We start from the raw sequence: 22021 nt of genomic DNA on the forward strand, positions 1-22021 counted from the left end.
AACGACCGGAGCGCGACTCACGCGCGATGATAGGGATGATTGTTGAGCAGCGACCAGGCGCGGTAGAGCTGCTCCGCCACCAGCACCCGCACCAGCATGTGGGGGAAGGTCAGCGGCGACAGCGACCAGGCCCACTCGGCCCGCTCGCGCACGGCGGCATCCAGGCCGTCGGCCCCGCCGATCAGCAGCGCGACGTCGCGCCCGTCGTCCTGCCAGCCGGCCAGACGCTGCGCCAGTCCGCGGGTATCCACCGCACGGCCGCGCTCATCCAGGGTGATGATCCGGGCACCGTCCGGCACGGCCCGGAGCAGAGCTTCGCCCTCGCGCCGCAGGCGGGTCGTGGCATCCATGGATTTCGAGCCCGCCGGGGCCGCCAGCGCGTGCAGCTGAAAGCCCCATTCCCGGGGCAGACGGTCCCGGTATTCGGCAAAGCCGGAAGCGACCCAGTCGGGCATGCGCCGGCCGATGGCGATCAGATGCAGACGCATCGCCGATAAACCGGCTCAGCCCCGCAGCCGGCGGACCCGCTGCAGGCCGGGGTCATCCTCCATGCCGCCATCGCCCCCGTCACCCTCCGCGGCCTCTTCCTCGGCCAGCCACAGCTTTTCCAGATTGTAGAAATCGCGAGTCTCGGGGAGCATCACGTGGACGATCACGTCGTTGAGGTCGACCAGGACCCATTCCTGGCCCTCCTGGCCCTCCACGCCCAGCGGCTGGATGCCACGGTGCTTGGCCTCGGTCGCCACGTTCTCGGCGGTGGACTGCACGTGGCGCCCGGAGGTCCCCGAGGCGATCACGATGAAATCGGCCAGGGTGGTCTTGCCGCGCACGTCGATGCTGCGGATGTTGCGGGCCTTCATGTCCTCGAGCGCCTCGAGGCTCAATTCCAGCAACTGTTCGCTGTTCATGGTTTCGGATGTCATGTAGTGGGGTTTCCTGCGGCGGACCGGTAAAGCCCGCGCTCCTGTATGTAGCGTTCGACCGCCCCGGGCAGCAGGAAGCGGGGGCTGGCCCCCTCGCGCAGCTGGGCCCGGATGGCGGTAGCGGAGATATCCAGCTGAGTCACCGGCTGGAAGTACACCCGGCCGGCCGGACTCGCCCGCAGCACGGCGGGATCGTCGGTGACCGCGCCCCCCGGGCCGTCGCCCAGGTCCTGCGAGGCGGGGCTTCCGGGGCGATGCGACACCGCCACGTGCGCCAGCTCGAACAGGGTCTCCCAGCGGTGCCAGGACGACAGGCCGGCAAAGGCATCCATGCCCATGATCAGCACCAGCGGCACATCGTCACCCAGCTCCCGGCGGAAGGTCAGCAGGGTGTCCACGGTGTAGGACGGCCCGGTGCGATCCAGCTCGCGCCGGTCGGCGACGAAACCCTCCACGCCGGCCACCGCGCGCTCCACCATGGCCAGGCGGTCCTCGCCCGAAGTCCCGGGGCTGGCGCGATGAGGCGGCACGTGGCAGGGCACGAAGTGCACCCGTTCCAGCCCCAGGTGCTGCTGCACCTCCAGCGCCGGGCGCAGATGACCGAAATGGATCGGATCGAAGGTCCCGCCGAGGATCCCGATCAAGCCGCCACCTTCCCGCCGCGCTCAGCCACGCACATGGCCGTCGCCAAACACGATGTATTTCAGGGTGGTCAGGCCATGCAGCCCCACCGGCCCGCGCGCGTGCAGCTTGTCGGTGGAGATCCCGATCTCCGCGCCCAGCCCGTACTCGAAGCCGTCGGCGAAGCGGGTGGAGGCATTCACCATCACCGAGCTGGAATCCACCGCGCGCAGGAAGCGCCGCGCATGCCCCCAGTTTTCGGTCACGATGCTGTCGGTGTGATGTGAGCCCCAGGTATTGATGTGCTGGATCGCCGCGTCCAGGTCGTCCACCACGCGGATTGCCAGGATCGGCCCCAGGTATTCCGCAGCCCAGTCTTCTTCGCTCGCTTCGGCGACCTCCGGCCCGCTGTCGGCGAGAACCGCGCGGGTGCGGGCGCAGCCGCGCAGGCTGACCCCCAGCCCGTCCAGTTCGGCGGCCACCGCCGGCAGGAAGGTCTCGGCGACATCGGCATGCACCAGCAGAGTCTCCATGGTGTTGCAGGTGCCGTAGCGATGGGTCTTGGCGTTCACCGCCACCGCCTGCGCCTTGTCCGGGTCCGCCGCGGCGTCCACGTACACGTGGCACACCCCGTCCAGATGCTTGATCACCGGGATCTGCGACTCCTGGCTGATGCGTTCGATCAGGCCCTTGCCGCCGCGTGGCACGATCACGTCCACGTACTCGGGCATGCGCAGCAGCGCCCCCACCGCGGCACGGTCGGTGGTGTCGACGATCTGTACCGCCTCGCGCGGCAGCCCCGCCGCCGCCAGCCCGGACTGGATGATGCCGGCCAGCGCGCGATTGGAATGGGCGGCCTCGGAACCGCCGCGCAGGATCGCCGCGTTACCCGACTTCAGGCACAGCGCCGCCGCGTCGATGGTCACATTGGGGCGTGATTCATAGATGATGCCGATCACCCCCAGCGGCACCCGCATCTGCCCTACCTGGATCCCGCTGGGCTGATAGGCCATGTCGGAGATCGTACCCACCGGATCCGGCAGACCCGCGACCTGCCGGCAGCCCTCGATCATGGTGTCGATGCGCGCATCGGTCAGCGCCAGACGGTCCAGCATCGCCGCGTCCAGCCCGCGGGCTCGCCCCGCCTCCAGGTCGCGCTCGTTGGCCTCGGCCAGCTCCGCGCGACGCTCGGCGATCCCCTCGGCGATGGCCTGCAGCGCCGCGTTCTTGGCACCCGGTTCGGCCTCGGCCATGTGGCGCGAGGCGGCGCGCGCAGCACGCCCCAGGGCCTCGATCCTGGCGACCATATCATCGCTGACAGCAGCGGATTCGGCGGGATTCACGGCAGCGTTCATACGATCAGACTCGTTGGAATTCGGTACGGGTTCAGCCACGGTCGGCGGGTGCTCCGCCATACGTGGACGCCAAGTCTAGCAACCCCTGCCGGGCATTGCCGTTTTCCGGAGCCCGGGTGATCCGATCCACGCTCGCGACCCCGAACGCGGCGCGGATGACGATAACCGGATCAGGCTGGCCGCACTCTCCCACAAGGCACTTTCCGCGTCGATGACTTCGCCGGATGCACCACTGCGGCAGGTTGTCCGCGGGATTGACATGCCGGCGCTCTCACTGAGGCAAGAGACAGCCCGCCCTCCCCGCAAGCCATTGTTCTACATGAACCATGAAACCCCGGGACCGTACTGGCACCGATATTGCTCGATAACAGCAGGGCGATGCCCTGCAGGTCTTTTCCTGCTCATGCGACAACCGGGAGCCACCCAAAAAAGGCGGTGTCACCCGACCATTGACTCCGAAAAGAAGAGGTGTCCAATGAAAACATTTAACCTCGGCCTTGCGGCAACCGGATTGTGCGGTGCACTCGGTCTGGCCAGTACGGCCATGGCTTCACCGATCGATATCTCCGGCTGGGACTGTAATGGAAACTGCGGCACGTCAGCGGCGGACGGCGATATAACGCTGTCGCCGTTCGGCAACTCGGAATACGGCTGGATCTCGACCAACGACGGGAACGACATCGACGGCCTGGACGTTGGCGACGAAACCACCGGATCGACCATCACCTCGCCAGAGTTCAGCGCGGATGAGGGCGATGAACTCAACTTCTACTTCAACTACGTTTCCTCTGATGGTGGAGGTTTCACCGACTACGCGTGGGCACAGATCCTCCCGGACAGCGCGGCTCCGATTCAACTGTTCACCGCCCGCACGACGCCGGACGGTGACACCGTACCGGGTTTCGGGCTCCCGGAGCCGGATGCGGACGTGACCCTCGATCCGGAGGAAACCCCCGTGATCCCCGGGGCACCGGAATGGTCTCCCCTGGGCGCCAACTCAGGATCCTGCTGGGATGACGGGTGCGGATACACCGACTGGATCCAGGCTTCGTACCTGTTCGAGGATACCGGCACCTACTCTCTGGAGTTCGGTGTGGTGAACTGGCAGGACACGGCTTTCCAGTCCGGCCTCGCCTTCGACGGCGCCACCATCGCGGGTACGGCCATCGGCGATGATCCGGCCCCGACCCCCGTGCCCGTGCCGGCGTCGCTGGCCCTGATGGGCCTTGGTCTGGCGGGTCTGACCCTGGTCGCGGGGTACCGGCGCCGGGACGCTGCGGTCACAGGCTAATCGCCTCCGCATGGCCCGTTCCAGGCTGCGCCGGGTCATGCACCCTCGGGGTTGAGGACAGGGTTGGCCACGGTCAGCGGCCGGCCCGCCATACGAGCCACCAGGTCCAGCAGCCCCTGCCGGGCATCCCCGTGTTGTTCCTGCCCCTTGATCACCCGGTCCACCCGGGCAGCCAGGCGCAGGATGTCACGCGCCCGCGCCACGTCCAGACGTCCCGCCGCCAGGCGCAGGGCCTTTTGCTGGTCGCCGAAGCTGCCCTGGAAGGCCTCGCGGTCGTTCGCCCCGGCGGCCCGGCGTTCCAGGGCCTGCACCAGCAGCCGTGCATCGCGCGCCAGCGCCCACAGGATCAGTGGCTCGGGCTGACCTTCGTCCAGCAGGCCCTCCAGCATGCGCAGGGCGCGGCCGGTCTCGCCGCGCAGCGCCGCCGCCGACAGGCCGAACAGATCGAAGCGCGCGGCATCCGCGGTGGACTCGGACAGGGTCTCGAGATCGATCTCCCGCACCCCGGCCAGTGCCAGCTTTTCGATCTCCTGGCGCGCCGCCAGCAGGTTGCCCTCCACCCGGGCCGCCAGCAGCTGCAGCGCCTCGTCCGTGATGCGCAGCCCGTGCCGAGTCAGGCGTTCGCGGATCCAGCCGTCCAGCCGCTCAGGCGGCACCGGCCGCGCATGCACCACCACCGCGGCCGACTCCATGGCCTTGAACCAGGCCGCGCGGCGCATGTCGCGATCCGGGCGCGGCAGCTGCAGCAGCAGCACGGTGTCGGATTGCGGCGCCGCCGCACAGGCCTTCAGCTTCTCCCCGCCCTCGCGCCCGGGCTTGCCGGTCGCCAGACGCAGGTCCACCAGCGTGCGGCTGGCGAACAGCGAGCGGTCACGCAGCGCCGCATCCAGCGCGGACCAGTCGGACTGGGCGGAGAGATCCAGCACCGTGCGCTCGTCGAAACCCTGCTCGCGGGCGGCGGCCCGGATCGCATCGGCGGCCTCGATGGTCTGCAGCGGTTCCTCGCCCAGCAGCATGTACAGCGGGGCCACGCCCTTGCGCAGGGACTGATCGATGCGTCCCGGATCGACGGCCATGTCAGTCCTCGCCCCCCCCGGCCAGGGCTCGCACCCGACGCTGCAGCAGGGCCACCAGATCGCGGTTCATGGTGGCCCGCAGGTCCTCCTCGCGCTCCGAACGGCTGAGCACGGCGGTCTCGTCATAGACGTAAGTGCGCGACGCACGCAGCGGTTCGAGGTCCATCGCTTCACCATCGGCCGGGCGCAGCCGCACGCGCATGCTGCGGGTCAGTTCGTACTCGCTGACCCGCGCCTGATCGGACACCGACAGCGCGCGCCGCGAATCGTCCACCGAGCGGATCTCCAGGGTCGCGCCCCGCTCTTCCGGGCGCTCGTCCACGATCTCGATCCCGGAGGCACGCAGGCCCCGGGCCAGTTCCTGGTACAGGGAGTCCCGCGGCTGCAGGCCGCGGATCTCCACCGGGTCCAGTTCCGCCGGCCAGCCCCCGGTGCCGCGCAGCTGGAACCCGCAGGCGGCCAGCGAGGCCGTCAGCACGAGCACCACCAGCAGACGCGGCAGGAACCGGGTCATTGCGGCTTGACCACGAAATTCACCAGGCGTCCGGGGACCACGATCACCTTCACGATGCCCTGCCCCTCGAGATGGCGCTGGACGTTTTCGTCCTCCCGCGCGATGCGCTCCACGCTCTCACGATCCGCACCGGCCGGGACCGCGATCTCTGCCCGGCGCTTGCCGTTGACCTGTACCGCCAGGGTCTCGCGGGCGGATTGCCGGGCGGCCTCGTCGACCTGCGGCCAGCGGGTATCGGCCACCAGCCCGTCATGGCCCAGCGCCTCCCAAAGCACCTGGGTCACGTGCGGAATGATCGGAGCCAGCATGCATACGATGCCTTCGAGCACCTCCTGGCGGACCGCGATGGCGCCCTCGGCATCCTCCGGCAGCCGCCCGAGCTCGTTCAGCAGCTCCATGTTGGCCGCCACCGCGGTATTGAAGGTCTGGCGCCGGCCGATGTCGTCGGTGACCTTGGCGATGGTGTCGTGCAACTTGCGCCGCAGATCGCCCGCCGGCTCGGACAGGTTTTCGGGATCCAGCGGCGACGCCGCCGCACCCCCGACATGTTCGCGCACCGCGCGCCACAGGCGTCGGATGAAACGCTGCGCCCCTTCGACGCCGGAGTCCGACCATTCCAGCGACAGATCCGGCGGGGCGGCGAACATGGTGAACAACCGCGCGGTGTCGGCCCCGAAGCGCTCGATCAGCGCCTGCGGATCCACGCCGTTGTTCTTCGACTTGGACATCTTCTCCATGCCGCCAATGGTCACCGGCTGCCCGTCTTCGCGGTGGCGCGCGGCTTTCACCGAACCATCCTCGGCGCGCTCCAGTTCCACGTCGACGGGGTTGATCCAGTCCTTCCCGCCATCGCCGCGCTCGCGGTAGAAGGTGGGCGCCACCACCATGCCCTGGGTCAGCAGCCGGGTGAACGGCTCGTCGGAGCCCACCAGCCCCTCGTCACGCAGCAGTTTATGGAAGAAGCGCGCATACAGCAGGTGCAGTACCGCGTGCTCGATCCCGCCGACGTACTGATCCACCGGCAGCCAGTGATCGGCCCGTTCGTCGAGCATCGCCGTGTCGTTGTCGGCGCAGGCGTAGCGGGCGAAGTACCAGCTGGACTCGAAGAAGGTGTCGAAGGTATCGGTCTCGCGCCGTGCCGGCTTGCCGCATTGCGGACAGGTTGCCTCGAAGAACTCCGGCATGCGCGCCAGCGGCGAGCCGGCCCCGTCCGGGATCACGTCCTCCGGCAGGCGCACGGGCAGATCCTCTTCCGGCACCGGCACCGCACCGCAGTCGTCGCAGTGGATCACCGGGATCGGGCAGCCCCAGTAGCGCTGGCGCGAGATGCCCCAGTCGCGCAGACGGTAGTTGCGCCGGCGCCGGCCCAGTCCGGCCTGCTCCAGATGATCGGCGATCGCGGCCTTCGCCGCCTCCGTGTCCTGCCCGGTGAAATCGCCCGAGTTCACCAGCACGCCGGCTTCGGTGAACGCGGCGGCCTGCACGTCGCACTCGCCCCCGTCGGCCGGGGCGATCACCTGGCGGATCGGCAGGCCATATTGCGTCGCGAACTCGTGGTCGCGCTCGTCGTGTGCCGGCACCGCCATCACCGCGCCGGTGCCGTATTCCATCAGCACGAAGTTGGCGACCCACACCGGGATGTCTTCGCCGGTCAGCGGGTGGCGGGCGGTGAAGCCCAGCGCGCGGCCCTTCTTCTCCATTGTGGCCAGGTCCGCCTCGGCCACCCCGCCCTGGCCGCATTCGGCGACGAACGCAGCCAGTTCCGCGTCATTCTGCGCCAGCGCCTGCACCCGCGGGTGCTCCGGCGCGAGCGCCATATAGCCGACGCCGAACAGGGTGTCCGGCCGGGTGGTGAACACGGTCAGCGGCTCGCCGCCTTCCACCGCGAACTCCAGCTCCACGCCCTCGGAACGCCCGATCCAGTTGCGCTGCATGGTGCGCACCTGGTCCGGCCAGCCGTCGAGGTCGTCCAGCGCCTCCAGCAGCTCGTCGGCGTAGTCGGTGATGCGCAGGAACCACTGCGGCATCTCGCGACGCTCCACCGGCGCGCCGGAGCGCCAGCCGCGCCCCTCGATCACCTGCTCATTGGCAAGCACGGTCTGATCCACCGGGTCCCAGTTCACGGTCGCCTTCTTGCGATAGACCAGTCCCTTCTTCAGCAGACGCACGAACAGCCACTGCTCCCAGCGGTAATAATCGGCATCGCAGGTCGCGAACTCGCGCGACCAGTCATAAGCAAAGCCCAGGCGCTGGAGCTGGGTGCGCATCTGCTCGATGTTCTGGCGCGTCCATGTCGCCGGCGGCACATTGTTCTGCATCGCCGCGTTCTCCGCCGGCAGGCCGAAGGCGTCCCAGCCCATCGGCTGCAGCACGCTCCTGCCCTGCATGCGCTGGAAGCGCGCGATCACGTCGCCGATGGTGTAGTTGCGCACGTGGCCCATGTGCAGCTTGCCCGACGGGTACGGGAACATCGACAGGCAATAGAAGGGTTCTCCCGCGGCATCTTCCCGCGCCCGGAAACAGCCGGTCTCGTCCCAGCGACGCTGGACCTCGGTCTCCACCTGTTCCGGGGAATAATGCTCCTGCATGGGCCTCACCTGTGCTGTTTGCCGCCGCGAACGAAGAACCGCGCAGAATACCAGTCACCCCGCCCCCCTTCCAGACAAGTCCCGGATCTGCCGAATGGTTCCGTCAAACGCAACCGCAAGGCGGCGCATGGCCATCTAGACTTCAGGATACATACCCTTGGCGCATCGACCGATGCGATGCGAAGGAGGTGCAGCATGATCTCCCTGATCCAGCGCCGTTATCCGGACGACCTTTCCGAAATCCGGCCCCGTCACGGGTACGAGGAGGCGACGCCCGGCGTACGCCGGATCGAGGCCGGCCGCCCGCTGCGCTGGCTGAGTGCCGGCTGGAATGACCTGCGGCATGCCCCGGCCGGGCTGCTGCACGGCCTGATGGTGACCGCGATCGGAGGCGTCATCATGGGTGTGCTCTGGTCCTGGCCGTGGGCCGGGGTTGCCGCCCTCACGGGCTTCCTTCTGGTCGGACCCGTCCTCGCCACCGGCCTCAACGGCCTGGCCCGGAGCATCGAACGCGGCGAGACCGTCGGCCTGCGCTCGGGCTTCGGCGCGCTGGAGGCGACCGGCGGTGCCATCTGGGCCTTCGCCGCCCTGCTGGCCTCGATCTTCCTGGCCTGGACCGCCTTCGCCTGGCTGTGGATGGGGGTCCTCAACGTCGGCCACGCCGGACTCCTGGGCCCGCTGCACGAGGCCCTTCCGGTCCTGCTGGGCAGCACCAGCGGACTGATCTCGCTGGCCGGTCTGGTCGTCGCCGGTGCCGCTCTCGCGGTCGTGGTTCTGGCGCTCTCGGTGGTCACGATCCCGACCCTGCTGGACCGCCGGACCGGACTCATGACGGCGATGGGCACCAGCCTGAAGGCCCTGCGCACCAGCCCGGCCGCCACCCTGATCTGGGCCGCGCTGATCACCGTTCTGTTCGCAGTCTCGGTGGCCACCGCTCTGCTGGCCCTGATCGTCGTGTTCCCCTGGCTGGGCTACGCCATGTGGCACGCCTACCGCGACCTGGTCGAACCCCCGGAGGAGGCGGCTCCGACGACCTGACGCAGGCCCCGTTACCGGCACTCACGGACGCGTCGGCGGGTAACGGGGTATCACTCCACGGGGCGCACGCCCGGGCGGGGGCTGCGCCCCGTTCTGCATACGGGCGACAGGAAGACCGGCCACGCGCCCCGTTTCAGGGCATGCTCGTGCTAACGTACCTCCGAGCACCGATGAATCCGGAGTGATGCCGATGAGCGACAAGAACAGGAATCCCGAGGGCGGTCAGGAAGAGGACCAGCATGAACGCGAATCGCGCCTGAGCGATGCCTACCACCGCATGCTGCACGAGGTCACCGAGGACCTCGAGAAACTGGAGCAGCGTACCGGCAAGGCCATCAACGAGGCCCTGGAGAACGCCCGGGAACGCGTGCAGAAGGCCAGCGACCTGACCCGCGAGGAGGCGCACGAGGTAATGGAGTACCTGCGGCGCGACCTGCAGGACCTGGGCGCCTACATCGACTCGCGCAGCGAGGACTGGCGCAGCTGGCTGCGCATCGACATCGGCCTGATCGAAGCCAGCATCGTCAACGCGCTCGAACGCATTGCCGACCGCACCCGGGTGGAGATCACCGAGCTGACGGCGCGTGCCCAGGTCATGGGCGAATGGCACACCGGCGAGATCACGGGGCCGGGGGAACTGATCTGCAAGAACTGCGGGCACCCGCTGCACATGGAAAAGGTCGGCCGCATTCCGCCCTGCGCGCAATGTCACCACACGGCGTTTCGCCGCGGACCGCCGCCGGAGGCGGACGCCGGCTGAGGCACGCGGCGTCCCGAGTCCGGTGATTCAGACCGGGTCGTCGGACCGCGACTGCCGGCGGCCCACCGCCGCGCCCAGCACCACCAGCACCAGCGCGGCCAGCACCGCCGGGCCCTCGCCCATGGCCGCGGCCGGGGTGATGCCGCTGCGCGGCCGGATCCCGCCGTGCACGGTAGCCGGTTCGAACAGGGGCGAAGCGTCGATCAGCCGGCCGTCGAAGTCGACCAGCGCGGACACCCCGGTATTGGTCGCGCGCAGCATCGGACGTCCGGTCTCCACCGCCCGCACCCGTGCGATCTGCAGATGCTGGGCCGGGGCCAGGCTGTCGCCGAACCACGCATCGTTGGACACGTTGACCAGGAAGCCCGCCTCGGGCAGGGCAGCGCGGATGTGCCGGGCATAGGCCGATTCGTAGCAGATACTGGCGCCGGCGGTGCGTCCCGCCAGCGTGATCCGACCGTCATCCCCCCCGGGGGTCAGATCGGACATCGGGATCATCAGCAGCCGGTCGAGCCAGGCCAGCTGCTCGCGCAGCGGGATGTACTCGCCGAACGGCACCAGCTGCCGCTTGTGATAGGCCTCGCCACCGGGATAGGTCAGGATCGCGTTATGGATGTCCCCCTCCCGCTGGCCATCGAACAGCCCGGTCACCAGCTGCGCGTCCTCGCCCGGCAGGTCCGCGGCCACCTGCTCCAGCGCCCCGGCCACCTCGCCGGTCAGCGCGGGGATCGCGGTTTCCGGCCACACCACCAGATCCGCCGGCTCGGCCTCCGCGGTGAGGTCGCGATAGACCTCCAATGAATGGCGGATGCCGTCCGGGGCCCACTTGCGCTCCTGATCGATGTTGCCCTGCACCAGGGTCGCGCGGACCGGATCGCCGTCCGGGTCGGTCCACTGCAGGGGCAGCAGGGCCGCGGAGACCACCACCACGCCCGCCACCAGCCCCACGCCGATGCCGCGCGAACGCCGCCCGGCCGCCAGCACCAGCCCGGCGGCGATCAGTGCCACCATCAGGCTGCCCGCCAGCTCGCCTCCCAGCGGCAGCCAGGACGCCAGCGGCGTGTCCAGCGTGGCATGACCGAACAGTAGCCAGGGGAACCCGGAGAACAGCCAGGAACGTGCCAGTTCCAGCAGCACCAGCCCGCCGGCCAGGGCAAGAAGGCCCTCCATTCGGTGCAGCGGCAGAAAGCGCGCGGCCAGCGCACTCAACAATGCCGGGTACAGCGCCATCACCAGCACAAAGGCCACCGTGATCACGCTGGCCACCACCAGCGGGGCCTGGCCGAACACCAGCAGGCTGTTGAAGATCCACGACGTGCCGACGCCGAAGAAACCGAGGCCGAACAGCCAGCCGAACCAGGCCGCGCGACGCGGCCGCCCCTGCACCCGGACCAGCAGCCCGAACCACACGGCCAGCGCCAGCGGGGCAGCAGTGAACAGACTGACCGGCGCGAACGCCAGCACCGCCAGCACGCCGGCCAGCAACGCCAGCAGGCCGCCAGTCCAGCGCCCGGACAGGTCGGGCAGCGGGAGCCCTCTCATCGCGCCCCCTCGGTACCGGAATCGCCCGACTCGGCCGCCTCGACTCGTGCGGCGGGCTCGGCCAGGCGCATCTCCACCAGATGCAGCCGGCGATTGTCCGCACGCAGCACGCGGAACTGCATGCCGTCGAGGTTCAGGGTCTCGCCACGGTGCGGCACATGGGCGAAATGCGACAGCAACAGCCCGCCCACGGTGTCGAAGGCATCCTCGTCGTAGGCCGTCTGGAAATAGGCGTTAAACTCCTCCAGCGGGGTCAGGGCCTTGATGGTGTAGCGCCCGCCGGGGTGCTGCATGATCTGGGTGAGATAGTCCTCGACGTCGTGCTCGTCCTCGATCTCGCCGACGATCTGTTCCAGCACGTCCTCGATGGTCACCAGCCCGGCGACGCCGCCGTACTCGTCGACCACGATCGCCATGTGATTGCGGCTCAGGCGGAACTCTTTCAGCAGCACGTTCAGGCGCTTGCTCTCCGGTACGAACACCGCCGGGCGCAGGATCTCCTGCATGTCGAAGGCGGTGTCGTCGGGATCGCCGAAGAAACGCAGCAGGTCCTTGGCGAGCAGGATGCCCACCACCTCGTCGCGGTGATCGCCCACTACCGGCAGGCGCGAATGGGCCGAGGCGACCACGTCAGGCAGGAATTCCGACAGCGGGGCATCGCGCCGCACCACCTCCATCTGCGCCCGCGGGATCATGATGTCGCGCACCTGCATATCGGCGACGTTGAGCACGCCCTCGAGCATGGTCAGCGCCTCGGGGTCCAGCACCTCGCGGTCCTGGGCGCCGCGCAGGGTCTCGACCAGTTCCGGGCGAGAGTGCGGCTCGCGGCGCAGCCGCTGCAGCGCCGGCTCCAGCAGACGCCGCAACAGGCCGGCCCCGCCGGTGGTGTTCGCCTCAGAGCCCATGGGCCCCTCGTGCGTCGCACCCGGGGTCCGCCCCGGCCGTCCGGTAGGGGTCCGGCAGGCCAAGACCGGCGAGGATCGCCGTTTCCAGGGCCTCCATCTCGGCCGCCTCCCCGGCGCCCTGATGATCGAAGCCCTGCAGATGCAGCATCCCGTGCACTACCATGTGGGTGTAGTGATCGTTCACCCGCTTGCCCTGCTCGCGCGCCTCGCGCTGCAGCACCGGGTCGCACAGCACGATGTCGCCGAGACAGGCCGGCCCGGCACCGGGTGGCATGATCAAGTCGTCCGGTGCCGGGAAAGACAGCACGTTGGTGGCGTAGTCGCGGCCGCGGAACGCGTGATTGAGCTCGCGCCCCTCGTCGGCATCCACGATGCGCAGGGTCACCCCGGCCGGGCCCTCCCCCCGCCAGGCGGCGCGGGCGGCGGCATGCAGGCCGCGGGCCGCCGGCACCCCGGCGCGCGGCACCGCATACTGCACCGCGACCTCAAGCGTCATGGCCGGAGTCCTCCTCGTGGAGGTCATAGGCCTGGACGATGCGCTGCACCAGCGGATGGCGGACCACGTCCTCGCCACGGAAATGGTGGATGCCCACGCCCTCCACGCCTTCGAGGATGCGGATCGCGTGCTGCAGGCCGGACTTCTGCCCGCGCGGCAGGTCGACCTGGGTCACGTCGCCGTTGACCACGGCGGTCGAACCGAAGCCGATGCGGGTGAGGAACATCTTCATCTGTTCCACGGTGGTGTTCTGCGCCTCGTCGAGGATAATGAAGGACTCGTTCAGGGTGCGCCCGCGCATGTAGGCCAGCGGGGCCACTTCGATCACCTGGCGTTCCATCAGGCGCGCGGTCTGATCGAATCCCATCAGCTCATACAGGGCGTCGTACATCGGCCGCAGGTAGGGGTCGATCTTCTGCGCGAGGTCCCCGGGCAGGAACCCCAGGCGCTCGCCGGCCTCCACCGCCGGGCGCACCAGTACCAGGCGCTGCACGCGGTCCTGCTCCAGCGCGGCCACCGCCGCGGCCACCGCGAGGAAGGTCTTGCCGGTGCCTGCCGGGCCGATGCCGAAGGTCAGGTCGTTGCGCCCAATGCCGGCGATATAGCGCGACTGCCGCGGACCGCGACCACGGATCGCCGCGCGCTTGAGACGCAGCACCGGATCGGGGGTCTGGGCATCGGTATCGGTCAGCGCCTCGACGTGGGCGTCCTGCAGCGCGGTGTGCACCTGCTCCAGGGATACCGGCTCTTCCTGCGCCATGCGGTGCAGGTCGTGGATCAACGCGCCGGCGGCATCCACCGCCGCGCTGGGCCCGGTCAGATTGAAACGCGGGCCCCGGTTGTGCACCGCCACGCCCAGGCGATTCTCGATCAGGCGCAGATGTGCATCCAGCGGCCCGGACAAGCGCGCCAGGGTCTCCTGGTCGCCCGGCTCCAGGGTGAAATCCAGTCGGTTCGCCATCAGGGAATCAGGCCGTCGCGACGGCCGGCGCGGGCTCCTGCACCCGGCGTCCGCGCAGCGAATGGGCCAGGGCCTCGGTGATCTCCACCGGCACCATCTGTCCGATCAGCGCCGGGTCGGCCGGGAAGTTCACGATGCGGTTGTTGGCGGTGCGTCCGGCGAGCTCGTCCGGGTTGCGCTTCGCCGGCCCTTCGACCAGGACCGGCTCGATGCTGCCGACCATCGACTGGTTGCGCTCGCGCCCGTACTGCTCGATCAACGCCTGCAATTCCGCGAGGCGGGCCTTTTTCACCGCCATCGGCACGTCGTCCGGAAGCGAGGCTGCCGGCGTGCCCGGACGCGCGCTGTAGATAAAGCTGAAGGAAAAATCGAAGTGCAGTTCCTCGATCAGGTCCATGGTCGCCCGGTGATCGGCGTCGGTCTCGCCGGGGAAACCGACGATGAAATCCGACGACAGATCCAGGTCCGGACGCGCCTCGCGCAGGCGCCGGATCTTCGACTTGTATTCGACCACGGTGTGCCCGCGCTTCATCTGCGCCAGGATCCGGTCGGAGCCGCTCTGCACCGGCAGATGCAGGTGGCTGACCAGCTTGGGTTCGTCGGCGAAGGCCTGGATCAGGGAGTCGGAGAACTCCACCGGATGCGAGGTGGTGAAGCGGATGCGCTCGATCCCGTCCACCGCCGCCACGTAATGGATCAGCAGCGCAAGATCGGCGGTGTCGCCGTCCTCCATCGGACCACGATAGGCATTCACGTTCTGCCCCAGCAGGTTGATCTCCTTCACCCCCTGCTCGGCCAGCGCCACCACCTCGGCGATCACGTCGTCGAACGGGCGCGAGATCTCGTCGCCGCGGGTATAGGGCACCACGCAGAAGCTGCAGTACTTCGAGCAGCCCTCCATCACCGAGACGAAGGCCGTGGGGCCCTCGGCCTGCGGTTCGGGCAGGCGGTCGAACTTCTCGATCTCGGGAAACGAGATGTCGACCACCGGGGCCCGCGCCCGCTGCGCCTCGCGGATCATCTCCGGCAGGCGGTGCAGGGTCTGCGGCCCGAACACCAGATCCACGTACGGCGCGCGCTGACGCAGGGCCTCGCCCTCCTGACTCGCCACGCAGCCACCGACCCCGATCACCATCCCCGGCCGGCGCTCCTTGATCGCGCGCCAGCGGCCCAGCAGCGAGAAGACCTTCTCCTGGGCCTTCTCGCGGATCGAACAGGTGTTCAGCAGCAGAACATCGGCCTGTTCGGGATCCTCGGTACGCTCCGCACCGCCGTCCGCCTTCAGGGCGTCCAGCATGCGGTCGGAGTCGTACTCGTTCATCTGACAGCCGTGGGTCTGGATGTAGATCTTGCGGGTCATTGCGTGTCGGCCACCTCAGCTGATGTGCCTTTTAGATACCCCTCAGAACGGGACGTCATCGTCATCGAAGGAGCCGCCCGGACCGGACGACGGGGAGGACGAACCGCCCCCGAAGCCGTCGCCACCGCCACCGGGGCCCGGGTCGTAACCGCCGCCGTAGCCACCACCGGCAGCAGCGGCACCGCCGGCGCCACCGCCGCCGCGTCCACCGACCAGCTGCATGTCACTGGCGACGATCTCGGTGGTATAGCGATCCTGACCGTCCTGCCCCTGCCACTTGCGGGTCTGGATCCGGCCCTCGATGTACACCTGGGAGCCCTTGGACAGATACTGCGCGGCGATGTCGGCCAGACGACCGAACATTACGACCCGGTGCCATTCGGTGTTTTCGCGCCGTTCCCCGCTCTGCTTGTCGGTCCACTGCTCCGTGGTGGCCACGCGGAAGTTGGTGACGGTCGCCCCGCCGGGCGTTTCGCGCTTTTCGGGGTCGGCACCGAGGTTGCCGAGAATGATCGCCTTGTTGACTCCGCGGGCCATGGGAACTCCTTGTGTCAGGCACGGGTTAATCGAGCCGATAGTGTAGCAGGCGCTGACGGGCGCAACAGAACCCGCCCGCGTGACGCGGATCGCCCGCCGGAGTGCGAGCCGGTCACCGGGCCGGCCCCCGCTCCAGGCAGGTTTGCAGAGCTCCCTCCTCCTGTAGCTCCGGCCGCAGGCGCAGATAAACCGAACCCGCATCCGGTGACAGCACGACCTCCGCGACGCCGGGGCAGGCGCGCAGTTCATCCAGCAAACGCACCGGATACCCCTCCCAGACCGCGGGCACCGCAAGGGTCCGGGTAACGAGGTGCTCCGGGGTGCGTCCGCGGGCCAGCAGGAGCCACGTCATCAGCGCGGGCACGCTGGCCAGCAGCACCGCCACCGGCCCGGCGAGGCCCAGCAACGCCCCGCCCAGAGCACCACCGGCAAAGATGCCGAGGAACTGGGCGGTCGCGAAGCCACCCATCGCGGTCCCCTTGTGAGCCAGCGGCGCGGCGCGCGAAACCATCGCGGGCAGGCCTGCCTCCAGCAGATTGAAGGCGGCAAAAAAGCCGACCATCAACAGCGCGAGCACCCAGACATCGCCGCCCAGATGGAAGACCAGCCCCAGGGCTGCCTGAACAACCACCAGCAATCCGATGGCCACCAGCAGCACCCCGTGCATGCGCCGGCGGCGCTCGCCCAGAATCACCCCGGGCAGCATCAGCGCGAAACCGGTCAACAGCACTGGCAGGTAGAAGGCCCAGTGGTCGGCGGGTGCCAGCCCGGCCCCGTCGACCAGGAACGTCGGCAGCACCAGGAAGTTCGCCGCCAGGACCAGGTGCAGGATGAAGATCCCCGCATTCATCCGCGCGAGATCGGGGTCCGCCAGGACCCGGGGCAGGGCCGACCACTGCGGAACCATGTCCGGGTGCTGACGCAGCCGCCCCGGCGAGGGCACCCACACCAGGAGGATCACCAGCGCCAGCACGCCCAGTCCCGCCGCGACCAGAAAGATGCCCGAGAGCCCGATGCCCCGGTCCAGAACCGGCCCCAGCGCCATGGACACGGTGAACGTAAGGCCGATCGTCAGGCCGATCACCGCCAGTGCCCGCGTGCGCCTCTCCTCCGTCACCAGGTCTGCGGTCAGCGCCAGCACGACGGCAGCCACCGCACCGGCCCCCTGCAGCGCCCGCCCAAGGATGATCCCGTGAATGTCCTCGGCGAACCCCGCCACCAGAGAGCCCAGCACGAACAGCCCCAGCCCCGCGGCGATCAGCGGCTTGCGGCCGAGCCGGTCGGAGAGCAAGCCGAACGGAATCTGCAGGGCCGCCTGGGTCAGGCCGTAAATCCCCAGCGCCAGCCCGGCGAGCAGCGGCGTGGCACCGGGGATATCGTCAGCGTGCAGCATGAACACCGGCAGGATCAGGAACAGGCCGGCCATGCGCACTCCATAAATGGCCGCCAGCCCGGTGGTGGCTCGCAACTCGCGGGCATTCATGTGGTCAGGACTCCTGAATGGCACGCCGGTGAACGAACGCGGACGGGAGTCTACCAGAGCCCCGGGCCTCCGGCGGGCCGTGACCGGGTGTTACCATGGCCGGCTGGCAGCCGCCGGCTGCCGTTCCCCAACGACTCCGGAGTATCCGTCACCCCATGATGCAGAACATCCAGATCCGTGGCGCCCGCACCCACAACCTCAAGGACCTGCACATCGAACTGCCGCGCGAGCGGCTGATCGTGATCACCGGAGTCTCGGGGTCGGGCAAGTCGTCGCTGGCCTTCGACACCCTGTTCGCCGAAGGCCAGCGACGCTACGTCGAGAGCCTGTCGACCTACGCGCGGCAGTTCCTGTCGATGATGGAAAAACCGGATGTCGACCAGATCGACGGTCTGTCCCCGGCCATCTCCATCGAGCAGAAAAGCACCTCCCACAACCCGCGCTCGACCGTCGGCACCATCACCGAGATCTATGACTACCTGCGCCTGCTGTTCGCCCGCGCCGGCGAGCCGCGCTGTCCTGATCACGGCGAGACCCTGGCCGCACAGACCATCTCGCAGATGGTCGACCAGGTACTGGAGATGCCTGAAGGCGAAAAGCTGATGCTGCTGGCGCCGGTGGTGCGCGACCGCAAGGGCGAACACCACAAGCTGCTGGAATCCATGCGTGCCCACGGGTATCTGCGTGCACGCATCAACGGCGAGATCCACGAACTGGACGCCTTGCCCGAGCTGGACCCCAAACGCAAGCACAATATCGAGATCGTCATCGACCGCTTCAAGGTCCGCGAGGACCTGCGGCAGCGCCTGGCCGAATCCTTCGAGACCGCGACCGAGCTGGCCGACGGCCTGGCGCTGGTCGCCTGGATGGACGAGCCGGAACGCGAGCCGATGACCTTCTCGGCCCGCTTCGCCTGCCCGGTGTGCGGCTATGCGCTGCGCGAACTGGAACCGCGCCTGTTCTCCTTCAACAATCCCGCCGGTGCCTGCCCCACCTGTGATGGCCTGGGCGTGCACCAGTATTTCGACCCCGAGCGTGTGGTCGCCCAGCCCGAGGTCAGCCTGGCCGGGGGCGCGGTAAGGGGGTGGGATCGCCGCAACGCCTGGTACTTCAGCCTCCTGAACAGCCTGGCACGCCACTACGGCTTCGATGTGGAGACGCCGTGGAAGGACCTGCCGGCGGAAGTCCGGGCCGTGATCCTGCACGGCTCCGGCACCGAGGAGATCCCCCTGAGCACCCCGGCCGCGAACGGGCGCCTGCGTACCGACCATCGGGTCTTCGAGGGCATCATCCCCAACCTCGAACGCCGTTACCGCGAGACCGATTCGGCAGCCGTGCGCGAGGAACTGGGGCGCTATCTCAACGAGCAGCCCTGCCCCTCCTGCCATGGCACCCGTCTCAATGCCGCCGCGCGCAACGTGTTCGTCAAGGGCCACACCCTGCCGGAGGTCACGCACATGAGCGTCGCCGGCGCCCAGGCCTTCTTCGACGACCTCGAGCTGCCGGGGCGTTTCGCACGCATCGCGGAAAAGATCGTCCGCGAGATCGCCGCACGGCTCGGTTTCCTGGTGGATGTGGGCCTGGACTACCTGACGCTGGACCGTTCCGCCGAAACCCTCTCCGGCGGCGAGGCCCAGCGCATCCGCCTGGCGTCACAGATCGGCTCGGCACTGGTCGGCGTGATGTACATCCTCGACGAACCCTCCATCGGCCTGCACCAGCGGGACAACGCGCGCCTGCTCAACACCCTGGCCAGCCTGCGCGACCTCGGCAACACGGTCATCGTGGTGGAACATGACGAGGACGCCATCCGCGAAGCCGATCATGTCCTCGACATCGGACCCGGGGCCGGCCGCCATGGCGGTGAAGTCGTGGCCGCGGGCACACCGGCCGAGATCGCCGCCAGCGAAGACTCCCTGACCGGCGCCTACCTCTCGGGGCGGCGCAGTATCGCGATCCCCGACCAGCGCCACGCCGCCGATCCGGACCATACACTCCGGGTTCGCGGTGCGCGCGGCAACAATCTGCGCGGCGGCGACTTTGAATTCCCACTGGGGCTGTTCACCTGCGTGACCGGTGTCTCCGGCTCCGGCAAGTCCACCCTGGTCAACGCCACCCTGTATCCCGCCGCCGCCAACACCCTGCACAACGCGCGGCATCCGGTCGCCGACCACGACCGCATCGAAGGGCTCGAGCGGATCGACAAGGTGGTCGACATCGACCAGAGCCCGATCGGCCGCACGCCAAGATCCAACCCCGCGACCTACACCGGCCTGTTCACCCCCATCCGGGAGCTGTTCGCCGCCACCGCTGAGGCCCGCTCACGCGGCTACAAGCCCGGCCGCTTTTCCTTCAACGTGCGCGGCGGGCGCTGCGAGGCCTGCCAGGGTGATGGCGTCATCAAGGTCGAGATGCACTTCCTCCCGGACGTCTACGTGCCCTGCGACGTGTGCCGCGGCCAGCGCTACAACCGCGAGACCCTCGAGGTTCGTTACAAGGGAAAGAACATCCACGAGGTCCTCGAGATGACCGTCGAAGAGGCGCTGGACTTCTTCCAGCCGGTACCCGTCATCCATCGCAAGCTCGAAATGCTGATGGAGGTCGGGCTTTCCTACATCCAGCTCGGGCAGAACGCCACCACCCTCTCCGGCGGCGAAGCCCAGCGCATCAAGCTCGCCCGCGAACTGTCCAAACGCGACACCGGCAAGACCCTCTACATCCTCGACGAACCGACTACGGGTCTCCACTTCGAGGATATCGCCCAGCTGCTTCGCGTCCTGCATCGTCTGCGCGACCACGGCAACACCATCGTGGTCATCGAACACAACCTCGACGTCATCAAGACGGCCGACTGGCTGGTCGACATCGGACCCGAGGGCGGCAGCGGGGGCGGGCAGCTGATCGTCGCCGGAACACCCGAAACCGTCGCGGCCACCCCCGCCAGCCATACCGGCCACTTCCTCGGCCCGATGCTCACCCCCTGGCCCGCCAGCGAGAATGCCTCTGCCTGACGCGCCCGGCGCAAACTCGACCCGCCCGCACTGTTACCCCACGGGCCAGACCACGATCCCCAAACGAAAAAGGCCGCCCCGAAGGGCGGCCTCATCACACAGCGGCAACAGACCTGGCGTCAGGCCGCCTCTTCCTCGTCCGGCATCGGACGGTCCACCAGCTCCACGTAGGCCATCGGCGCGTTGTCCCCCGCGCGGAAGCCGCACTTGAGGATGCGAAGATACCCACCCGGACGTCCCTGGTAACGCGGACCAAGCTGGGAAAACAGCTTGCCTACGGTTTCCTTGTCCCGCAGCCGGGAGAACGCCTCGCGCCGTGCATGCACGCTGTCATTCTTCGACAGGGTGATCAACGGCTCGGCTACCCGGCGAAGCTCCTTCGCCTTGGGCAGCGTGGTCTTGATCAGCTCGTGCCGAATGAGCGCATTCGTCAGCGCCTTCATGGTGGCCTTGCGGTGCGAACTGTTGCGGCCGAGCTGCCGGCCGGAATGACGATGACGCATTGGACTATCCTCTGAATGCTATTGGCGTGTGACGCCCACTGATTACTCGTTCTCGTCCCGCAGACCCGGCGGCGGCCAGTTTTCCAGCCGCATACCCAGGGAAAGCCCGTGGGTCGCAAGCGTGTCCTTGATCTCGGTCAGCGACTTCTTGCCGAGATTCGGGGCACGCAGCAGCTCCACTTCCGTACGCTGGACCAGGTCACCGATGTAGTACAGGTTCTCGGCCTTCAGGCAGTTCGCCGAGCGCACGGTAAGCTCAAGCTCGTCCACCGGACGCAGCAGCACCGGATCCACAGCACTGGCACCACCGGTCGCGGTTTCGGCGGCCTCTTCCTGCAGATCCACGAACGGCGCCAGTTGCCCCTGCAGGATGGTCGCAGCCTGCCGAACGGCATCGTCCGGAGCAATTGCGCCGTTCGTTTCCAGCTCCAGCACCAGCCGATCCATGTCCGTACGTTGGGCCAGACGGGCGCTTTCCACCCGATACGCCACACGCCGAATCGGGCTGAACGTCGCGTCCAGCTGCAGACGACCAATCCCGGTTTCGTCCGTCTCGCCGCCGCTCTGGCGGGCGGTGACCGGCTCGTAGCCTTCCCCCGTGCGCGCCGTCAGCGTCATGTCCAGTTCAACGTCCTTGTTGATCGTGGCGATCACGTGCTCCGGATTGACCACTTCGACGTCATGGTCCACCTGGATGTCCGCAGCGGTCACCGTACACGGACCCTTTTTCTTCAGCGTGAGCGTCGACTCATCCCGCGCATGCATGCGCAGCGCCACGCCCTTCAGGTTGAGCAGGATGTCCACGACGTCTTCCTGCACACCCTCAATGGTCGTGTACTCGTGCAGCACGCCCTGGATGCGGGCTTCGACGATCGCCGCACCCGGGATCGAAGACAGCAGCACCCGCCGCAGCGCATTGCCGAGCGTGTGCCCGAATCCCCGCTCCAGCGGCTCGAGCGCCACGCGCGACTGATTCCGCGCCTCGGACTCGACCTCGATCTGCTGTTTGTTGACCAGTTCGTTGGCTTGCATTGATGCTCCCGGCGAAATGCCCGCT

At 68.4% G+C, this 22021-nt stretch carries 20 protein-coding genes; 4 read left to right on the plus strand and 16 right to left on the minus strand.

What is annotated here, in order from left to right; genetic code table 11:
• Window positions 1–17: 17 nt before the first annotated feature.
• The 4 genes from rlmH to D577_RS0105860 are packed head-to-tail and all read right to left on the minus strand — an operon-like array spanning window position 18 to window position 2899.
• Window positions 18–488, minus strand: coding sequence for a 23S rRNA (pseudouridine(1915)-N(3))-methyltransferase RlmH (rlmH, locus tag D577_RS0105845; protein ID WP_018946607.1), 471 nt, complete (start codon window positions 486–488; stop codon window positions 18–20).
• A gap of 15 nt (window positions 489–503) precedes the next feature.
• On the minus strand, window positions 504–908 hold the full coding sequence (gene rsfS / locus D577_RS0105850) for a ribosome silencing factor (protein WP_024329663.1): 405 nt from the start codon (window positions 906–908) through the stop codon (window positions 504–506).
• A gap of 11 nt (window positions 909–919) precedes the next feature.
• On the minus strand, window positions 920–1567 hold the full coding sequence (gene nadD, locus D577_RS0105855; protein WP_018946609.1) for a nicotinate-nucleotide adenylyltransferase: 648 nt from the start codon (window positions 1565–1567) through the stop codon (window positions 920–922).
• Between the two features lie 21 nt (window positions 1568–1588).
• Window positions 1589–2899 (minus strand): glutamate-5-semialdehyde dehydrogenase, encoded by a 1311-nt coding sequence (locus D577_RS0105860; RefSeq protein WP_018946610.1) that lies wholly within the window; start codon window positions 2897–2899, stop codon window positions 1589–1591.
• A gap of 544 nt (window positions 2900–3443) precedes the next feature.
• On the opposite strand from D577_RS0105860, the gene D577_RS0105865 reads away from it, so the two are divergent.
• Window positions 3444–4190 carry an NF038132 family protein gene (locus D577_RS0105865; RefSeq protein ID WP_018946611.1) on the plus strand — a complete coding sequence of 249 codons (747 nt, stop codon included), beginning with the start codon at window positions 3444–3446 and terminating at the stop codon, window positions 4188–4190.
• Window positions 4191–4225: 35 nt separating this feature from the next.
• Here the strand turns inward: D577_RS0105865 and holA are convergent, their stop codons facing one another.
• Genes holA through leuS form a run of 3 tightly spaced genes read right to left on the minus strand, consistent with a single transcriptional unit; the run spans window position 4226 to window position 8368 of the window.
• Window positions 4226–5266 (minus strand): DNA polymerase III subunit delta, encoded by a 1041-nt coding sequence (gene holA, locus D577_RS0105870; protein WP_018946612.1) that lies wholly within the window; start codon window positions 5264–5266, stop codon window positions 4226–4228.
• Between the two features lies 1 nt (window position 5267).
• Window positions 5268–5780 (minus strand): LPS assembly lipoprotein LptE, encoded by a 513-nt coding sequence (lptE, locus tag D577_RS0105875; protein ID WP_018946613.1) that lies wholly within the window; start codon window positions 5778–5780, stop codon window positions 5268–5270.
• Window positions 5777–8368: a leucine--tRNA ligase gene (gene leuS, locus D577_RS0105880; protein WP_018946614.1), complete on the minus strand. Its 2592-nt coding sequence runs from the start codon at window positions 8366–8368 to the stop codon at window positions 5777–5779. Before leuS ends, lptE begins: the two co-directional genes overlap by 4 nt.
• 195 nt (window positions 8369–8563) lie before the next feature.
• Between leuS and D577_RS0105885 the strand changes: the two genes are divergently transcribed.
• Entirely contained in the window at window positions 8564–9406 is an 843-nt protein-coding gene (locus D577_RS0105885) for a DUF2189 domain-containing protein (protein ID WP_018946615.1), read from the plus strand.
• Between the two features lie 190 nt (window positions 9407–9596).
• Complete coding sequence (locus D577_RS0105890) at window positions 9597–10166, plus strand: zinc ribbon-containing protein (protein ID WP_018946616.1); 570 nt, start codon at window positions 9597–9599, stop codon at window positions 10164–10166.
• Window positions 10167–10193: 27 nt separating this feature from the next.
• On the opposite strand, the gene lnt is transcribed toward D577_RS0105890, so the two are convergent.
• From lnt to D577_RS0105925, 7 genes are all read right to left on the minus strand, one after another.
• Window positions 10194–11708, minus strand: coding sequence for an apolipoprotein N-acyltransferase (gene lnt / locus D577_RS0105895; protein ID WP_018946617.1), 1515 nt, complete (start codon window positions 11706–11708; stop codon window positions 10194–10196).
• Window positions 11705–12613, minus strand: a complete 909-nt coding sequence (locus tag D577_RS0105900) for an HlyC/CorC family transporter (RefSeq protein WP_018946618.1) — start codon at window positions 12611–12613, stop codon at window positions 11705–11707. Before D577_RS0105900 ends, lnt begins: the two co-directional genes overlap by 4 nt.
• Window positions 12603–13109, minus strand: a complete 507-nt coding sequence (gene ybeY, locus D577_RS0105905; protein ID WP_018946619.1) for an rRNA maturation RNase YbeY — start codon at window positions 13107–13109, stop codon at window positions 12603–12605. The genes D577_RS0105900 and ybeY overlap by 11 nt, the downstream gene beginning before the upstream one ends.
• Entirely contained in the window at window positions 13099–14070 is a 972-nt protein-coding gene (locus D577_RS0105910) for a PhoH family protein (protein WP_018946620.1), read from the minus strand. Before D577_RS0105910 ends, ybeY begins: the two co-directional genes overlap by 11 nt.
• Window positions 14071–14077: 7 nt before the next feature.
• Entirely contained in the window at window positions 14078–15430 is a 1353-nt protein-coding gene (gene miaB / locus D577_RS13590; RefSeq protein WP_018946621.1) for a tRNA (N6-isopentenyl adenosine(37)-C2)-methylthiotransferase MiaB, read from the minus strand.
• Between the two features lie 42 nt (window positions 15431–15472).
• A complete protein-coding gene (gene ssb, locus D577_RS0105920; RefSeq protein ID WP_018946622.1) occupies window positions 15473–15967 on the minus strand; it encodes a single-stranded DNA-binding protein in 495 nt (164 codons plus the stop codon).
• Between the two features lie 112 nt (window positions 15968–16079).
• Entirely contained in the window at window positions 16080–17450 is a 1371-nt protein-coding gene (locus tag D577_RS0105925) for an MFS transporter (RefSeq protein ID WP_018946623.1), read from the minus strand.
• A gap of 158 nt (window positions 17451–17608) precedes the next feature.
• Between D577_RS0105925 and uvrA the strand changes: the two genes are divergently transcribed.
• Window positions 17609–20461: an excinuclease ABC subunit UvrA gene (gene uvrA / locus D577_RS0105930; protein WP_026288931.1), complete on the plus strand. Its 2853-nt coding sequence runs from the start codon at window positions 17609–17611 to the stop codon at window positions 20459–20461.
• 119 nt (window positions 20462–20580) lie between these two features.
• Here uvrA and rplQ read toward each other — a convergent pair whose 3' ends face one another.
• Window positions 20581–20964: a 50S ribosomal protein L17 gene (rplQ, locus tag D577_RS0105935; RefSeq protein ID WP_018946625.1), complete on the minus strand. Its 384-nt coding sequence runs from the start codon at window positions 20962–20964 to the stop codon at window positions 20581–20583.
• 42 nt (window positions 20965–21006) lie between these two features.
• Window positions 21007–21996, minus strand: a complete 990-nt coding sequence (gene rpoA / locus D577_RS0105940; RefSeq protein WP_018946626.1) for a DNA-directed RNA polymerase subunit alpha — start codon at window positions 21994–21996, stop codon at window positions 21007–21009.
• Between the last annotated feature and the right edge of the window lie 25 nt (window positions 21997–22021).

Source organism: Thioalkalivibrio sp. AKL17, assembly GCF_000377885.1.
Classification (GTDB): Bacteria; Pseudomonadota; Gammaproteobacteria; order Ectothiorhodospirales; family Ectothiorhodospiraceae; genus Thioalkalivibrio; species Thioalkalivibrio halophilus.

Coding starts and splice junctions, on each gene's coding strand:
- rlmH (WP_018946607.1), bottom strand. CDS start 488: ATGCGTCTGCATCTGATCGCCATCGGCCGGCGCATGCCCGACTGGGTC.
- rsfS (WP_024329663.1), bottom strand. CDS start 908: ATGAACAGCGAACAGTTGCTGGAATTGAGCCTCGAGGCGCTCGAGGAC.
- D577_RS0105860 (WP_018946610.1), bottom strand. CDS start 2,899: ATGAACGCTGCCGTGAATCCCGCCGAATCCGCTGCTGTCAGCGATGAT.
- D577_RS0105865 (WP_018946611.1), top strand. CDS start 3,444: ATGGCTTCACCGATCGATATCTCCGGCTGGGACTGTAATGGAAACTGC.
- holA (WP_018946612.1), bottom strand. CDS start 5,266: ATGGCCGTCGATCCGGGACGCATCGATCAGTCCCTGCGCAAGGGCGTG.
- lptE (WP_018946613.1), bottom strand. CDS start 5,780: ATGACCCGGTTCCTGCCGCGTCTGCTGGTGGTGCTCGTGCTGACGGCC.
- leuS (WP_018946614.1), bottom strand. CDS start 8,368: ATGCAGGAGCATTATTCCCCGGAACAGGTGGAGACCGAGGTCCAGCGT.
- D577_RS0105885 (WP_018946615.1), top strand. CDS start 8,564: ATGATCTCCCTGATCCAGCGCCGTTATCCGGACGACCTTTCCGAAATC.
- D577_RS0105890 (WP_018946616.1), top strand. CDS start 9,597: ATGAGCGACAAGAACAGGAATCCCGAGGGCGGTCAGGAAGAGGACCAG.
- lnt (WP_018946617.1), bottom strand. CDS start 11,708: ATGAGAGGGCTCCCGCTGCCCGACCTGTCCGGGCGCTGGACTGGCGGC.
- D577_RS0105900 (WP_018946618.1), bottom strand. CDS start 12,613: ATGGGCTCTGAGGCGAACACCACCGGCGGGGCCGGCCTGTTGCGGCGT.
- ybeY (WP_018946619.1), bottom strand. CDS start 13,109: ATGACGCTTGAGGTCGCGGTGCAGTATGCGGTGCCGCGCGCCGGGGTG.
- D577_RS0105910 (WP_018946620.1), bottom strand. CDS start 14,070: ATGGCGAACCGACTGGATTTCACCCTGGAGCCGGGCGACCAGGAGACC.
- miaB (WP_018946621.1), bottom strand. CDS start 15,430: ATGACCCGCAAGATCTACATCCAGACCCACGGCTGTCAGATGAACGAG.
- ssb (WP_018946622.1), bottom strand. CDS start 15,967: ATGGCCCGCGGAGTCAACAAGGCGATCATTCTCGGCAACCTCGGTGCC.
- D577_RS0105925 (WP_018946623.1), bottom strand. CDS start 17,450: ATGAATGCCCGCGAGTTGCGAGCCACCACCGGGCTGGCGGCCATTTAT.
- uvrA (WP_026288931.1), top strand. CDS start 17,609: ATGCAGAACATCCAGATCCGTGGCGCCCGCACCCACAACCTCAAGGAC.
- rplQ (WP_018946625.1), bottom strand. CDS start 20,964: ATGCGTCATCGTCATTCCGGCCGGCAGCTCGGCCGCAACAGTTCGCAC.
- rpoA (WP_018946626.1), bottom strand. CDS start 21,996: ATGCAAGCCAACGAACTGGTCAACAAACAGCAGATCGAGGTCGAGTCC.